Here is a 14,417-nt window from a genome sequence, read left to right as displayed (position 1 = left end):
GTAACCCTGAAAATTAGAAGTAGCCCTGACGTTTCTTGTCTTCCATGGAACCGGCGCCATCGTGGTCGATGACTCGGCCCTGGCGCTCGGAAGTGCGCGTCAGGAGCATTTCCTGAATGATGTCGGTCAGCGTCTCGGCTTCCGACTCGACAGCGCCCGTCAACGGGTAGCAGCCGAGGGTACGAAAACGCACCTTCTTCTTGACGATGCGGGCCTTTTCCTCATCGCTCAGGTGCTCGAGGATGCGTTCGTCATCGATCATGATCAGGGTGCCGTTCTTCTCGATCACTTCACGCTCGGCGGCGAAGTACAGCGGCACGATCGGGATGCCTTCGAGGTAGATGTACTGCCAGATATCCAACTCGGTCCAGTTCGACAGCGGGAAGACCCGGATCGACTCGCCCTTGTTGACCTTGCCGTTGTACACGTTCCACAGCTCTGGACGCTGGTTCTTCGGGTCCCAGCGGTGCTTGCTGTCACGGAAGGAATAGACGCGTTCCTTAGCCCGCGACTTCTCTTCGTCGCGGCGCGCGCCACCGAAGGCGGCGTCGAAGCCGTACTTGTCCAGCGCCTGCTTGAGGCCCTGGGTCTTCATGATATCGGTGTGCTTGGAACTGCCGTGGGTGAAAGGGTTGATGCCCTGCGCCACACCTTCGGGGTTGACGTGGGTGATCAGCTCCAGCCCCATTTCCTCGACCATCTTGTCGCGGAAGCGATACATCTCCTGGAATTTCCACTGAGTGTCGACATGCATCACTGGAAACGGCAGCTTGCCCGGGAAGAAGGCCTTGCGCGCCAGGTGCAGCATTACGGCGGAGTCCTTGCCGATCGAGTAAAGCATCACCGGGTTGTCGAACTCGGCGGCCACCTCGCGGATGATGTGGATGCTCTCGGCCTCCAGCTGTTTCAAGTGCGTCAGTTTGTCGACCATGGCTACTCACGAAAAACGATCTTATGGACGGCCAAAGCGGGCCGTGTTCGAGCGGGCCACTTTATCACAGCACCCAATTCTATTTAGGCAGCCAACTAGAACGAAACAATCTAAGAATATGCCTGGGCGTTGTAGACGAATTGGCCCTCCAACGTTGCCGAACCTAATGTGGAACGACTCAGATCGGATTCGGGCAATCGATGAACAGGTGCTCCAGGGCAAAGCGTCGCGCCAGGTAATCGCCCAGGGCCTGGACACCGTAGCGTTCGGTGGCGTGATGACCAGCGGCGACGAAGCTGATGCCATTCTCGCGGGCACTATGGAAAGTTTGCTCGGAGGCCTCGCCACTGAGGAACAGATCGACCCCAGCGGCGATCGCCTGGTCGATGTACCCCTGGCCTCCCCCCGTGCACCAGCCGACACGGCGGATGATCTGATCACCCTCGATCAACAGCGGCTCGCGACCCATCACCTCCTGTACACGCCGGGCGAAGTCACGCGCCGACATCGGCTCGGCCAGGGAGCCCACCAGGCCGACCACACGCGAGTTGTCCGGGTCCAGCGGGCCTTCCACGGTGATGTCCAGTTGGCTCGCCAACTGGACGTTGTTGCCGACCTCCGGGTGCACGTCCAACGGCAGGTGGAAGGCCAGCAGGCTCAAGTCGTGCTTGAGCAAAGTCTTCAAGCGGCGCTGCTTCATACCGGTGATGCAAGGGTTTTCACCCTTCCAGAAGTAGCCGTGGTGCACCAGCACCAGGTCGGCTTCGGCTTCGACCGCCGCATCGAGCAACGCCTGGCTGGCAGTGACGCCGCTCACGATGCGGCTGACATACGGACGGCCCTCGACCTGGAGGCCATTGGGGCAGTAATCCTGGATTTTCGCGCTCGCCAGGTAGCGCTCGGCTTCCTCGACCAGGGTGCTCAGGGCAACAGCCATGAAAAGTCTCCTCAAATCAGCTTCTGCCGGGCTGCAAGGCCCGTATAATGGCCGCCATTATGGGCCGTCGCCGGTGTCGGGGAAACCAGCGGCCGTCACCTGGAGGCCAGGCTCATCCAACTATCGCCGACCACCCTGCTTCACCGGTATGATCGCGCGCGCTCGCCCCGTTCGCGCTGACGCGGCCCCGCCCACACCCAGGATTCGTTCAATGCTCAAGGCTTTGCGTTACTTTGGCTGGCCACTGTTGACCGGCGTGCTGATCGCCCTGCTGATCATCCAGCGCTTTCCCGAATGGGTGGGCCTGCCCAGCCAGGACGTCAACCTGCAACAGGCCCCGCAGACCACGCGGATCATGCAAGGGCCGGTGTCCTATGCCGATGCCGTGGCCATCGCAGCGCCAGCCGTGGCCAACCTGTACACCACCAAGGTGGTCAACAAAGGCGCCCACCCGTTGTTCGAAGACCCGCAGTTCCGCCGCTTCTTCGGCGACAACCTGCCCCAACAGCGGCGCTGGGAGTCGAGCTTGGGCTCGGCAGTGATCATGAGCCGTGAAGGCTACCTGCTGACCAACAACCATGTGACCTCTGGCGCCGACCAGATCGTGGTGGCACTCAAGGATGGTCGTGAAACCCTGGCACGCGTCATCGGCAGCGACCCGGAGACCGACCTGGCAGTGCTGAAGATCGACCTCAAGAACCTACCGGCGATCACCATTGGCCGCTCCGACAGCATCCACATCGGCGATGTCGCCCTGGCGATCGGCAACCCCTTCGGCGTCGGCCAGACCGTGACCATGGGCATCATCAGCGCCACAGGGCGCAACCAGCTCGGCCTGAACAACTACGAAGACTTCATCCAGACCGACGCAGCGATCAACCCGGGCAACTCGGGCGGCGCGCTGGTCGATGCCAACGGCAACCTCACCGGGATCAATACGGCGATCTTCTCCAAGTCCGGCGGCTCCCAGGGTATCGGCTTCGCCATCCCGACCAAGCTGGCGCTGGAGGTGATGAAGTCGATCATCGAGCATGGCCAGGTAATCCGTGGCTGGCTGGGCATCGAAGTACAGCCGTTGAGCCAGGAACTGGCTGAGTCGTTCGGCATGCAAGGTCGGCCGGGCATCGTGGTAGCGGGGATCTTCCGTGACGGCCCAGCGCAACGGGCTGGCCTGCAACTGGGCGACGTGATCCTCAGCATCAATGGCGAGCCGGCCGGTGATGGCCGTAAATCCATGAACCAGGTCGCACGGATCAAGCCCAACGAGAAAATCACCATAGAAGTGGTGCGTAATGGCGAGCAGTTGAAGCTGATCGCAGAAGTCGGGCTGCGTCCGCCACCGGCACCGGTCGCGGGCAAGAAAGAAGACAGTTGAAACCTGGGTGGGCCGATACAGGCTGGATATCTGCCAAGCGAGGGCGTTGTCCTCGATTCGGGGCTCCCAGACCTCGGGCCCTGTGGCCGCCCCCTCTACCTGAGCTAAGGGCCGGGACAAGCAATACATCACTTGTCCCCACCCCTGGAGCCGCCCACAAGACCAGGGCGGTCGAGACAGGCTCCTCCTCGAAACCGCCTCCTAGTGCAGGATCTGGCTCAGGAACAGCTTGGTCCGCTCGTTGCGCGGCCGGTCGAAGAAGTCATCCGGCGAGGCCTGCTCGACGATCTCGCCCTTGTCCATGAAGATCACCCGGTTCGCCACGGTGCGCGCAAACCCCATTTCGTGGGTCACGCAGAGCATCGTCATACCGTCCTCGGCCAGGCTGACCATGGTGTCGAGCACTTCCTTCACCATTTCCGGGTCGAGCGCCGAGGTCGGTTCGTCGAACAGCATGATCTTCGGCTTCATGCACAGGGCCCGGGCAATCGCCACGCGCTGCTGCTGGCCGCCAGACAACTGCCCCGGGTACTTGTTGGCCTGCTCGGGAATGCGTACGCGCTCTAGGTAGTGCATGGCGATTTCCTCGGCCTTGCGCTTGGGCATCTTGCGCACCCACATCGGCGCCAGAGTGCAGTTCTGCAGGATGGTCAGGTGCGGGAACAGGTTGAAGTGCTGGAACACCATGCCCACCTCGCGGCGGATCGCCTCGATCTGCTTGAGGTCGTTGGTCAGCTCCACGCCATCGACCACGATGCGTCCCTGCTGGTGCTCTTCCAGGCGGTTGAGGCAGCGGATGGTGGTCGACTTGCCGGACCCGGACGGCCCGCACAGGACGATGCGCTCACCCTGGCGCACGTTCAGGTTGATGTCCTTGAGCACGTGGAACTGGCCATACCATTTGTTCACGCCCTGCATCTGGATAATGCCTTCAGGGCCCACAGGCTGTTTGATCGCTTCACTCATCTCGAAAACTCCTAACGCTTGTGGCCTGTGTCCAACTTACGCTCCAGATGCATGGAGTAGCGGGACATACCGAAACAGAAAATCCAGAACACCAGGGCCGCGAATACATAGCCCTCGGTGGCCATGCCCAGCCAGGCCGGATCGGCCGCCGCCTGCTTGACGCTGTTGAGCAGGTCGAACAGGCCGATGATGATCACAAGGCTCGTGTCCTTGAACAGGGCAATGAAGGTGTTGACGATGCCGGGAATCACCAGCTTCAGGGCTTGCGGCAGAATCACCAGGCCCATCGAGCGCCAGTAGCCCAGGCCCATGGCCGCGGCCGCTTCATACTGGCCCTTGGGAATGGCCTGAAGACCGCCACGCACCACCTCAGCAATGTAGGCCGACTGGAACAGAATCACGCCGATCATTGCCCGCAGCAGCTTGTCGAAGCTCATGCCTTCGGGCAGGAACAGCGGCAGCATCACCGAGGACATGAACAGCACGGTGATCAACGGCACGCCGCGCCAGAACTCGATGAAGGTCACGCAGACCACCTTCACCGCCGGCATGTTGGAGCGCCGCCCCAGTGCCAGCAGGATGCCCAGCGGCAAGGCGCCGACGATGCCCACGGTGGCGATTACCAGAGTCAGCATCAGCCCGCCCCACTGGCTGGTCGGCACCGTATCCAGGCCCAGGGACCCACCGTGCAGCAAGGTGTAGGCGATGATCGGATACAGCACCAGGAAGCACACGCCGTAGATGGCCTTGCGCGGGAAGCGAGAGATGAACAGCGGCGCCGCGCCGATCACCGCCAGCCACACGGTCAGGTCGACCCGCCAGCGCAGCTCGCTGGGATAGTAGCCGTACATGAACTGGCCGAAACGCTGCTGGACGAACACCCAGCAGGCACCCTCCTTGGTGCAGTCGGCGCGGGTGGTACCGACCCAGTTGGCGTCGATGATCGTCCATTGCAGCAACGGCGGCACGATCAGCCAGACCAGGTACAGGGCAACCAGGGTCAGCAGGGTGTTGAACCAGCTGGAGAACAGGTTGGCGCGCATCCACGCCAGCACGCCGACGGTTTTCACCGGTGGCGGCATATCAGGTTTGAAAACATGGGAAGTCATGCGCGTATCCTCACCGCTCGATCAGCGCAATGCGCTTGTTGTACCAGTTCATCAGCAGGGAAATGCTGATGCTGATCGCCAGGTAGACGCTCATGGTGATGGCGATCACCTCGATGGCCTGGCCGGTCTGGTTGAGCACAGTGCCGGCGAACAGCGAGACCATTTCCGGATAACCGATACCGGCGGCCAGCGAGGAGTTCTTCGCCAGGTTCAGGTACTGGCTGGTCAGCGGCGGGATGATTACCCTCAGCGCCTGGGGAATGATCACCTTGCGCAGGGTCGGTCCCTCGCGCAGCCCCAGGGAACGAGCGGCCTCGGTCTGCCCGTGGCTGACCGAGCGGATGCCGGAGCGCACGATCTCGGCGATGAAGGCTGCGGTGTAGATGGTCAGCGCCAGGGTCAGCGCCAGCAGCTCGGGGATCAGCACCCAGCCACCGACGAAGTTGAAGCCCTTGAGTTGCGGCACCTCCCAGTGCAAAGGGCTGCCGAACAGCAGCACGCAGAGGCCCGGAATGCCCAGGAACAGCACCAGACCGACCCAGAACTTGTGGAACGGCTCGCCGGTTTCCTCGAACCTCCGGTTGGCCATGCGCACCATCAGGACAATCGCCAGCACGGCAAGCACCACGCTCAGGACGAAGGGCCAGAACCCCTCGGCCATCGAAGCGCCGGGCATGTTCAAGCCACGGTTGCTGATGAAGAAGGCGTCATTGAGGTTGATGCTGCCACGCGGCCCTGGCAGGGTCAGGAACACCGCGAAGTACCAGAACAGGATCTGCAACAGCGGCGGAATGTTACGGAACGTCTCGACATAGACCGTGGCCAGCTTGTTGATCATCCAGTTCGGTGACAACCGCGCTACGCCGACGATGAAGCCGAGCAAGGTGGCCAAGACAATGCCGATGAAGGTCACCAGCAGGGTATTGAGCAGGCCGATGACGAAGACCCGCGCATAGCTGTCCGACTCGGTGTAGGAGATCAGGTGCTGGGCAATGCCGAAGCCGGCACTGCGTTCGAGGAAGTCGAAACCGGAGGTGATGCCCCGGTGTTGAAGGTTGGTCTGGGTATTGTGGAACAAGTACCAGCCCAGACCGACCACGAAAAGTACCGTGAGGATCTGGAAAAGCCACGCACGCACACGTGGATCGCTCAGGGAAAACCCCTTGGGTGCGCCGATTTGATTTTGCATGAAATGCCCCGGAGAAAAGGGAACCGAACAAACCTGCGGCGGCCCATCGCCGCCGCAGGGTGCCGCATCAGCGCACCGGTGGTGCGTACTGGATGCCGCCGTTGTTCCACAGAGCGTTCAGGCCGCGGTCGATTTCCAGCGGGGTGCTCTTGCCCAGGTTCTTCTCGAACACTTCGCCGTAGTTGCCGACCTGCTTGACGATCTGCACGACCCAGTCCTTCGGCAGCTTCAGGTCCTTGCCGTATTCGCCATCGGCACCGAGCAAGCGAGCGACGTCAGGGTTCTTGGTGGCCTTGGCTTCAGCCTCGACGTTCTGCGAGGTGATGCCCATCTCTTCGGCATTGAGCATGGCGAACAGCGTCCACTTGACGATGGCGAACCAGTCCTCGTCGCCCTTGCGCACGACAGGCCCCAGTGGTTCCTTGGAGATGGTCTCCGGCAGCACCACGTAATCGGTCGGACCGGCCAGCTTGGAACGCTGTGCATACAACTGCGACTTGTCGGAAGTCAGCACATCGCAACGGCCGGATTCGAGCGACTTGGCGCTCTCGTCGGAGGTGTCGAAGGTGATAGGGGTGTACTTCAGGCCGTTGGCCCGGAAGTAGTCGGACACGTTCAGTTCAGTGGTGGTGCCCGCCTGGATGCAGACGGTCGCGCCATCGAGCTCCTTGGCGCTGGAAACACCCAGCTTCTTGTTCACCAGGAAGCCGATGCCGTCGTAGTAGGTGACGCCGGCAAACACCAGGCCCATGCCGGCATCACGCGAGCTGGTCCAAGTGGTGTTGCGCGACAGCACGTCGACTTCGCCGGACTGCAGCGCCGTGAAGCGCTCCTTGGCGTTGAGCTGACTGAACTTGACCTTGGTCGCGTCGCCGAACACCGCAGCGGCCACCGCGCGGCAAACATCGGCATCGATACCGACGATAGTCCCCTTGGCATCCGGCACCGAGAAGCCCGGCAAGCCATCACTCACGCCACACTGGACGAACCCCTTCTTCTTCACCGCATCCAGGGTAGCCCCGGCTTGCGCAAGACCACTCGCACCCAGTGCGGTGGCCGCAGCCAGCACTGCCAGGGTGGATTTCAACATCTTCATCAATACCTCCAAATCGCTCTTGTTGTACCGAGCCGGGATTGCACCGCGCCCTTGTGGGGCGCCTCCGACCCGTGTTGGCTTGTTTTTGGGTCAATTGGCGCAATGCGCTGTTCTGTGACAGCCTTGTATCAGTGCAAAGGGTGTTACCGTCGCAAGCGCGTCACTTTGCATCCGGAAGTTCTTAGCAAAGCGCGTACCATAGTTGGAGGCTTAAGCGTTCCAGCCGGCGTCAAGTGAAAAACTTCCAGAGTTGCGACATCTATTTCTGTGATCCCCCGGCAACGCCTTCTTTTCATGCACTTAAACAAGAACGTGCGCACTATTTCGGAGCAGTCATGACCAACCCGCTGATTCTCGAACCCCAGCAAACCGCAGACGCTTGTGTGATCTGGTTGCACGGCCTGGGGGCCGACCGTTACGACTTCCTACCGGTGGCCGAGGCCCTGCAGGAACATCTGCTCAGCACCCGGTTCGTCATGCCCCAGGCTCCGACCCGCGCGGTCACCATCAACGGTGGCTATGCCATGCCCAGCTGGTACGACATCAAGGCCATGACGCCGGCGCGGGCCATCGACCAGGAGCAGTTGGAAGATTCTGCCGACCAAGTCATCGCCCTGATCGAGGCTGAACGGGCCAAGGGCATCGACCTGGCGCGGATCTTCCTCGCTGGTTTCTCCCAGGGCGGCGCGGTGGTGCTGCACACCGCCTATATAAAGTGGCAAGAGGCCCTCGGCGGTGTACTGGCGCTATCCACCTATGCCCCGACGTTCGCCGAAGAGGTGGAACTGAGCGCCTGCCAGCAACGCACTCCCGCCCTGTGCCTGCACGGCGTGCATGACCCGGTGGTGATTCCGTCCATGGGCCGCACTGCCTACGAGCACCTCAAGCAATGGGGCGTCACCGCGAGTTGGGTGGAGTACCCCATGGAGCACGAAGTGCTGCCCCAGGAAATCAGCGACATCTACCACTGGCTCAGCGAGCACTTGCGCTGACGGAACGCTTCGCTGTAGCTGCCTGCGCATTCCACTACGCCGCGCCCGAATCTTGCATTACACTGCGCGGCGTACATTCCTTAACCAATTGATGAGAAGACCGTGCTCAAGGCACTCAAAAAAATATTCGGCAAGGGAGACGCCGCGCCACAGGCCGCCGAGCCCGTTGCCACCGTGAAGCCGCCAGCGGCTCCCGCCCACCCAGCCGTGCCAACGGCTCCGATCAAGGCCGAAGCCGCCGCGCCACGCACTGAAAAGCCGGCCAAAGACAAACCCCGCCGCGAACGCGAGCGCAAACCCAGGCCCCAGGCGTCGCTGTGGAAGCTGGAAGACTTCGTGGTCGAACCGCAGGAAGGCAAGACCCGCTTCCATGACTTCAAGCTCTCGCCCGAGGTGATGCATGCCATCCATGACCTCGGCTTCCCCTACTGCACGCCTATCCAGGCCCAGGTCCTGGGCCATACCCTGCGAGGCCAGGACGCCATCGGCCGCGCTCAGACCGGCACAGGCAAGACCGCGGCGTTCCTGATCTCGATCATCAGCCAGCTGCAGCAGACGCCGCCGCCCAAGGAGCGCTACATGGGCGAGCCGCGGGCGCTGATCATCGCCCCGACCCGTGAACTGGTGGTGCAGATCGCCAAGGACGCCATGGCGCTGACCAAGTACACCGGGCTGAACGTCATGAGCTTCGTCGGCGGCATGGACTTCGATAAACAGCTCAAGGCCCTCGAAGCGCGCCATTGCGACATTCTGGTCGCCACCCCAGGCCGGCTGCTGGACTTCAACCAGCGTGGCGAGGTGCACCTGGACATGGTCGAAGTGCTGGTGCTGGACGAAGCCGACCGCATGCTCGACATGGGCTTCATCCCCCAGGTTCGGCAGATCATCCGCCAGACCCCACCCAAGAGCGAACGCCAGACCCTGCTGTTTTCCGCCACCTTCACCGACGATGTGATGAACCTGGCCAAGCAGTGGACCACCACCCCGGCCATCGTCGAGATCGAGCCAGAGAACGTCGCCAGCGAAACCGTCGAACAGCACGTCTATGCCGTGGCCGGCAGCGACAAGTACAAGCTGCTGTACAACCTGGTCACCAGCAACAAGTGGGAACGGGTGATGGTCTTCGCCAACCGCAAGGACGAAGTGCGGCGCATCGAGGAGCGCCTGGTGCGCGACGGGGTCAATGCCGCCCAGCTGTCCGGCGATGTGCCGCAGCACAAACGCATCCGCACCTTGGAAGCGTTCCGCGAAGGCCGCATCACCGTGCTGGTGGCCACCGACGTGGCCGGCCGCGGTATCCACATCGACGGCATCAGCCACGTGATCAACTTCACCCTGCCGGAAGACCCGGACGACTATGTGCACCGCATCGGCCGCACCGGACGCGCCGGCACCAGTGGTGTATCGATCAGCTTTGCCGGCGAGGACGACTCCTACCAGTTGCCGGCGATCGAGGAACTGCTCGGGCGCAAGATCAGCTGCGAGATGCCGCCAGACGAACTGCTCAAAGCCGTACCGCGCAAGCACAGTTGAGAATGGGGGCCGGCTCCGGCCCATTCGCGGGCAAGCCCGCTCCTACAGGCCTGTGGCAGATTCTATGGTCCAGGGCAATGCCCCCAATGAGCAGGGGCCGCTTTGCGGCCCAGCGCAGCGGTTCGCCCCCTCTTACCAGCGCCCCGCCGCTTCCTGGTCGCTCTGCCTTCCTTCTACCCAGCGCGGCCCCTGCGCGGTGTTCTCTTTCTTCCAGAACGGCGCACGGGTCTTGAGGTAATCCATGATGAAGTTGCAGGCATCGAACGCCGCCTGACGGTGCGCACTGGCCACCCCGACGAAGACGATCGGCTCGCCAGGTTCCAATGCGCCGATACGGTGCAACACCTCGACCTTGAGCAGCGGCCAGCGTTCGCGGGCCTCGTCGACGATCTTGCCCAGGGCCTTTTCGGTCATCCCCGGATAGTGTTCGAGGAACATGCCCGCCACATCGCGCCCGTCGTTGAAGTCCCGCACATAGCCGACAAACCCGACCACCGCCCCGACGCCGACATTGGCGGCGTGCATGGCGTTGACTTCCTGGCCGGGGTCGAATGCCCCTTCCTGCACACGTACGCTCATCATCAACCTCCGGTCACCGGCGGGAAGAACGCCACTTCGTCGCCCTCGGCCAAGGCTTCGTCGAGCCGGCACAGGTCCTGGTTGCGTGCGCACATCAGGTTCTGTTCGGCCAGCACCTCGTATTGGCCACCGCGGGCCAACAATGCCCGCCGCACATCATCCAGGGCGACGAAATCTCCCTCGAGGGCCTCGCCATCGCGCCCCAGCGCTTCACGGTAACGGGCGAAATACACCACCTGGATCTTCATTTCGCCTCCGCCTGGTAATGGCCGCTCTTGCCACCGAGCTTCTCCAGCAGACGCACTTGTTCGATGGTCATGCCCTTGTCCACGGCCTTGCACATGTCATAGAGGGTCAAGGCCGCGACGCTGGCGGCTGTCAGCGCTTCCATTTCAACACCGGTCTGCCCGGCCAGCTTACAGCGGGCGACGATATGCACGGCGTCGCTGCCTTCGGCGCTGAGCTCGACCTTGACGCTAGTGAGCATCAGCGGATGGCACAGCGGGATCAGGTCGCTGGTCTTCTTCGCCGCCTGGATGCCAGCGATACGCGCCACGGCGAACACATCCCCCTTGGGGTGCTCGCCATCGACGATCATCTGCAAGGTCTGCGGCAGCATGCGCACCCGCGCTTCGGCCACTGCTTCGCGCGCGGTCACGGCCTTTTCGGTGACGTCGACCATATTGGCGCGTCCCTGGGAATCGAGATGAGTCAGCACAGCTTTCCTCCTGTTCAGGAGCAAAGAGTGTAAACCCCAAGGTCAGCTTCTCGCAGCGAAAAAAACCGGGCGGCCCAAGCCGCCCGGCTGTGGTTGGCTACAGGTGTGATTCGGCGTATTCGGCCAGCACCGAACGCGGAACCCCTTGCAGGGTAATGTGCACGCCGTGGGGGAAGTCCTTGAAGCGCTCGGTCAGGTAGGTCAGGCCCGAGCTTGTGGCGGACAGGTAGGGGGTATCGATCTGCGCCAGGTTGCCTAGGCAGACCACCTTCGAACCGGCCCCGGCACGGGTGATGATGGTCTTCATCTGGTGCGGGGTGAGGTTCTGGCACTCGTCGATCAGGATCAGGCTCTGCTGGAAGCTGCGGCCACGGATGTAGTTCAGCGACTTGAACTGCAGCGGGACCCTTTCGAGGATGTACTCGACGCTGCCATGGGTGCTCTCATCATCCATGTGCAAGGCTTCGAGGTTGTCGGTGATGGCGCCGAGCCAGGGCTCCATCTTCTCCGCCTCGGTGCCCGGCAGGAAGCCGATCTCCTGGTCCAGCCCCTGCACGCTGCGGGTGGCGATGATGCGCCGGTAGCGCTTGCTGACCATGGTCTGCTCGATGGCAGCGGCCAAGGCCAGGATAGTCTTGCCGGAACCGGCGGCGCCGGTCAGGTTGACCAGGTGGATATCCGGGTCGAGCAAAGCGAACAGTGCCAGGCTCTGATGGATGTCGCGCGGTTTCAAGCCCCAGGCTTCCTGGTGCAGCAGTGGTTCCTGGTGCAGGTCGAGCAACAGCAGTTCGTCGTTCTTGATGCCCTTGATCCAGCCGACGAAGCCCTGCTCATCGATGATGAACTCGTTGACATGCACGGCCGGCAGGTTGTCGGTCAGTTGCACCCGGTGCCAGGTCCGTCCACGCTCCTGGCGGGTCTCGACCTTGCTCACACGGTCCCAGAAGGAGCCGGTCACCGAATGGTAGCCCTTGGACAACAAGGACACGTCATCGACCAGTTGGTCGGTGCTGTAATCCTCGGCGGCGATACCGCAGGCCCGGGCCTTGAGGCGCATGTTGATGTCTTTGGTCACCAGCACCACGTCCAGCTCCGGGCGCTTGGCGCGCAACTCGAGCAACTGGTTGATGATGATGTTGTCGTTCAGGGTCTCCGGCAGCAGACGGTTGGGTTCGTTGCGCGGGCTCATCAATATCGACAGGTAGCCTTTGGGCCCGCTCTTGCCACGCTGGATCGGCACGCCCTGCTCGACGTCGCTGGGCGAGGCATCGCCGAGGGTCTGGTCGATCAGGCGAATGGCCTGGCGGCATTCGGCGGCGATGGTGTGTTTGCCGGTCTTGAGCTTGTCGAGTTCCTCCAGCACCGTCATCGGAATAGCGACGTGGTGCTCCTCGAAGTTAAGCAATGCGTTGGGGTCGTGAATCAGGACATTGGTATCGAGCACATACAGGATTGGCTGGTTGGAGGAAGGGGTGCGTCCTTGGTCATCCATACTCGGTCACCTTATGTGGGGCCAGACGGCGCATCAAAGCTGCGCCGCAGAGTGACCGCCGGTATTCCCGTATCCGCGTCGTTACGGGCGGGAAGTACTGCCAGCAAAAGATGGGCCTTGGATGACGCCACCTGTGCTGCAGGGTTCGGCTGTCTGACTCCTTGATACCGCAAAAAGCATGACCGGAAAAAGCATTTTTACTCGAATTTGAAGTTTATTTTTCCGATTGACGAACAGGACTTGGCGTACAGCCCTGCTGCCGCTACAGTCAGAGATCAGGCCTACCGATACGGCAAGCAGCACGCTGAAGGCAGCACCGGCCGCTCCGTTCAGCCCGCGTAATCCTGACACTCTTCCCAACCAATCCCGCTCTGCGCCGTGTGCTGCAGCAACCAGGCCACGGCCGGCTGTGCCTTAGGCAGGCTGTCATGGAACTGGATAACGCCCTTGCGCCACAGCAGCATCAAGCTCAGTACGCGCTGGGCAGACTCCTCGGCCGTCAGTGGGCCATTGTCCTGGGCATCGATATCCCATAACGAAACCTGCAACTGCTGGCTGGCCATGAAAGCATCGCCGTCGGTACGGCGCTGCCCGTAGGGCGGTCGGAACAACGGCACAAACTGTTCAGGCAGGTCGCTCTTTACCCGCGCCTGGCTGCGCCGCAGCGAGTCCTGCCAGCCTTGCCATAAGGCGTGGGAACGGTACTCCCAGCCCTGGATGCCCACGCATTGTCCGGCATAGAGCATGCGCAAAGCATTGGCCGAAGAGGCATCACGGCGTTGCTGCAAGCGGTTGCCAAGGACGAAGAAGACCGCTGCCTGCTTCTGTCGCCGCAGGTAGTCGACCAGGCCATCGGTGGCACCGCCCATAGCTCCCGGCCCGCCGACGAAGGTCAGCAAGAACATGCGGTCATTGAGCTCGCCGCCATTGCTCTCCGGATCCAGGAAACGCTCGATCTCGCTGCCGGTTTGCGGCAGCAGCGCGGCTTTGCGCAGTTGCTCGTCCAGGTAATGGCCGTGGAACTGCCGGCTCGGCTCGACCCACTCGCCATAGAACGAACCGACAGTGCTGCCGAAGGTGGCAGCCTGGGCGCGCAGGTCGGCCACCGACTCGACTGGGTAGCAGAACGAAGCATCCTGCTCGCAGCTCTGGCGCGCCTGGTCATAGTTCTGCCACAGGCGTTGCCACATCCGCGCGCGCACCGCCCGGACACTCTGCAAGTTGATCTGCTTGAGCTGCAGGCGCTTGGTCAGTTCGGCCTCATCCAGCATCTCGCTCTCTTGAAGCGCCTGGGCGAACGACAGGATCTCGGCACGCGAAGCGACATCGAACAGCGCCGGGCTGTCGAGCTGCTCCGGCCAAAGGTCACGGTCGAAACTGGCGACCGCCAAGGGGACGGCCTGAGCGGCCAGGCTCAACAGGCCGGCCAGCAGGGCGAGGGCAATGCGCACAATCGAGGTCTCCGCAAAAGCATGCCGCGCACTATAGCGTTTGGCAGGA

The 14,417-nt window shown here is 62.2% G+C and carries 14 protein-coding genes; 3 read left to right on the top strand and 11 right to left on the bottom strand.

Features of this window, described 5'->3' with window-relative positions; genetic code table 11:
• Nucleotides 1–13: 13 nt before the first annotated feature.
• Together cysD and ACYU03_RS04975 are read right to left on the bottom strand one after the other, a co-directional pair.
• Nucleotides 14–931: a sulfate adenylyltransferase subunit CysD gene (cysD, locus tag ACYU03_RS04980; RefSeq protein WP_461888506.1), complete on the bottom strand. Its 918-nt coding sequence runs from the start codon at nt 929–931 to the stop codon at nt 14–16.
• Nucleotides 932–1,109: 178 nt separating this feature from the next.
• Nucleotides 1,110–1,868 carry a Nif3-like dinuclear metal center hexameric protein gene (locus ACYU03_RS04975; protein WP_461888504.1) on the bottom strand — a complete coding sequence of 253 codons (759 nt, stop codon included), beginning with the start codon at nt 1,866–1,868 and terminating at the stop codon, nt 1,110–1,112.
• 211 nt (nt 1,869–2,079) lie between these two features.
• Between ACYU03_RS04975 and algW the strand changes: the two genes are divergently transcribed.
• On the top strand, nt 2,080–3,243 hold the full coding sequence (algW, locus tag ACYU03_RS04970; protein ID WP_461888502.1) for a Do family serine endopeptidase AlgW: 1,164 nt from the start codon (nt 2,080–2,082) through the stop codon (nt 3,241–3,243).
• Between the two features lie 201 nt (nt 3,244–3,444).
• Here algW and ACYU03_RS04965 read toward each other — a convergent pair whose 3' ends face one another.
• The 4 genes from ACYU03_RS04965 to ACYU03_RS04950 all read right to left on the bottom strand — a co-directional run bounded on the left by ACYU03_RS04965 (nt 3,445) and on the right by ACYU03_RS04950 (nt 7,603).
• Complete coding sequence (locus tag ACYU03_RS04965; RefSeq protein ID WP_461888500.1) at nt 3,445–4,209, bottom strand: amino acid ABC transporter ATP-binding protein; 765 nt, start codon at nt 4,207–4,209, stop codon at nt 3,445–3,447.
• 11 nt (nt 4,210–4,220) lie between these two features.
• Nucleotides 4,221–5,318 carry an amino acid ABC transporter permease gene (locus tag ACYU03_RS04960; protein ID WP_461888499.1) on the bottom strand — a complete coding sequence of 366 codons (1,098 nt, stop codon included), beginning with the start codon at nt 5,316–5,318 and terminating at the stop codon, nt 4,221–4,223.
• Nucleotides 5,319–5,328: 10 nt separating this feature from the next.
• Nucleotides 5,329–6,507: an amino acid ABC transporter permease gene (locus tag ACYU03_RS04955; RefSeq protein ID WP_461888498.1), complete on the bottom strand. Its 1,179-nt coding sequence runs from the start codon at nt 6,505–6,507 to the stop codon at nt 5,329–5,331.
• A 67-nt stretch (nt 6,508–6,574) separates the two neighbouring features.
• On the bottom strand, nt 6,575–7,603 hold the full coding sequence (locus ACYU03_RS04950) for an amino acid ABC transporter substrate-binding protein (RefSeq protein WP_461888496.1): 1,029 nt from the start codon (nt 7,601–7,603) through the stop codon (nt 6,575–6,577).
• Between the two features lie 335 nt (nt 7,604–7,938).
• On the opposite strand from ACYU03_RS04950, the gene ACYU03_RS04945 reads away from it, so the two are divergent.
• Both ACYU03_RS04945 and rhlB read left to right on the top strand, forming a co-directional pair.
• Complete coding sequence (locus ACYU03_RS04945; protein WP_461888494.1) at nt 7,939–8,595, top strand: alpha/beta hydrolase; 657 nt, start codon at nt 7,939–7,941, stop codon at nt 8,593–8,595.
• 102 nt (nt 8,596–8,697) lie between these two features.
• Nucleotides 8,698–10,128, top strand: a complete 1,431-nt coding sequence (gene rhlB / locus ACYU03_RS04940; RefSeq protein ID WP_461888492.1) for an ATP-dependent RNA helicase RhlB — start codon at nt 8,698–8,700, stop codon at nt 10,126–10,128.
• 132 nt (nt 10,129–10,260) lie between these two features.
• Here the strand turns inward: rhlB and moaE are convergent, their stop codons facing one another.
• The 5 genes from moaE to ACYU03_RS04915 form a co-directional block, all read right to left on the bottom strand.
• On the bottom strand, nt 10,261–10,707 hold the full coding sequence (moaE, locus tag ACYU03_RS04935; protein ID WP_461891389.1) for a molybdopterin synthase catalytic subunit MoaE: 447 nt from the start codon (nt 10,705–10,707) through the stop codon (nt 10,261–10,263).
• Nucleotides 10,708–10,709: 2 nt separating this feature from the next.
• Nucleotides 10,710–10,955, bottom strand: coding sequence for a MoaD/ThiS family protein (locus tag ACYU03_RS04930; RefSeq protein ID WP_461888490.1), 246 nt, complete (start codon nt 10,953–10,955; stop codon nt 10,710–10,712).
• Nucleotides 10,952–11,425, bottom strand: a complete 474-nt coding sequence (gene moaC / locus ACYU03_RS04925) for a cyclic pyranopterin monophosphate synthase MoaC (protein WP_461888488.1) — start codon at nt 11,423–11,425, stop codon at nt 10,952–10,954. The genes ACYU03_RS04930 and moaC overlap by 4 nt, the downstream gene beginning before the upstream one ends.
• A 97-nt stretch (nt 11,426–11,522) precedes the next feature.
• Nucleotides 11,523–12,917, bottom strand: coding sequence for a PhoH family protein (locus ACYU03_RS04920; RefSeq protein ID WP_461888486.1), 1,395 nt, complete (start codon nt 12,915–12,917; stop codon nt 11,523–11,525).
• A gap of 329 nt (nt 12,918–13,246) precedes the next feature.
• Nucleotides 13,247–14,368 (bottom strand): polysaccharide deacetylase family protein, encoded by a 1,122-nt coding sequence (locus ACYU03_RS04915; RefSeq protein WP_461888484.1) that lies wholly within the window; start codon nt 14,366–14,368, stop codon nt 13,247–13,249.
• Nucleotides 14,369–14,417: the final 49 nt, after the last annotated feature.

Source organism: Pseudomonas sp. X10 (genome assembly GCF_054889225.1).
This window is presented reverse-complemented; position numbering and strand designations above follow the sequence as displayed.

Excerpts from the sequence above, each read along its gene's own strand:
- ACYU03_RS04945 (WP_461888494.1), top strand. The coding sequence starts at position 7,939 with ATGACCAACCCGCTGATTCTCGAACCCCAGCAAACCGCAGACGCTTGT.
- ACYU03_RS04920 (WP_461888486.1), bottom strand. The coding sequence starts at position 12,917 with ATGGATGACCAAGGACGCACCCCTTCCTCCAACCAGCCAATCCTGTAT.
- ACYU03_RS04950 (WP_461888496.1), bottom strand. The coding sequence starts at position 7,603 with ATGAAGATGTTGAAATCCACCCTGGCAGTGCTGGCTGCGGCCACCGCA.
- algW (WP_461888502.1), top strand. The coding sequence starts at position 2,080 with ATGCTCAAGGCTTTGCGTTACTTTGGCTGGCCACTGTTGACCGGCGTG.
- ACYU03_RS04955 (WP_461888498.1), bottom strand. The coding sequence starts at position 6,507 with ATGCAAAATCAAATCGGCGCACCCAAGGGGTTTTCCCTGAGCGATCCA.
- ACYU03_RS04975 (WP_461888504.1), bottom strand. The coding sequence starts at position 1,868 with ATGGCTGTTGCCCTGAGCACCCTGGTCGAGGAAGCCGAGCGCTACCTG.
- ACYU03_RS04930 (WP_461888490.1), bottom strand. The coding sequence starts at position 10,955 with ATGAAGATCCAGGTGGTGTATTTCGCCCGTTACCGTGAAGCGCTGGGG.
- moaE (WP_461891389.1), bottom strand. The coding sequence starts at position 10,707 with ATGAGCGTACGTGTGCAGGAAGGGGCATTCGACCCCGGCCAGGAAGTC.
- ACYU03_RS04965 (WP_461888500.1), bottom strand. The coding sequence starts at position 4,209 with ATGAGTGAAGCGATCAAACAGCCTGTGGGCCCTGAAGGCATTATCCAG.
- cysD (WP_461888506.1), bottom strand. The coding sequence starts at position 931 with ATGGTCGACAAACTGACGCACTTGAAACAGCTGGAGGCCGAGAGCATC.
- ACYU03_RS04960 (WP_461888499.1), bottom strand. The coding sequence starts at position 5,318 with ATGACTTCCCATGTTTTCAAACCTGATATGCCGCCACCGGTGAAAACC.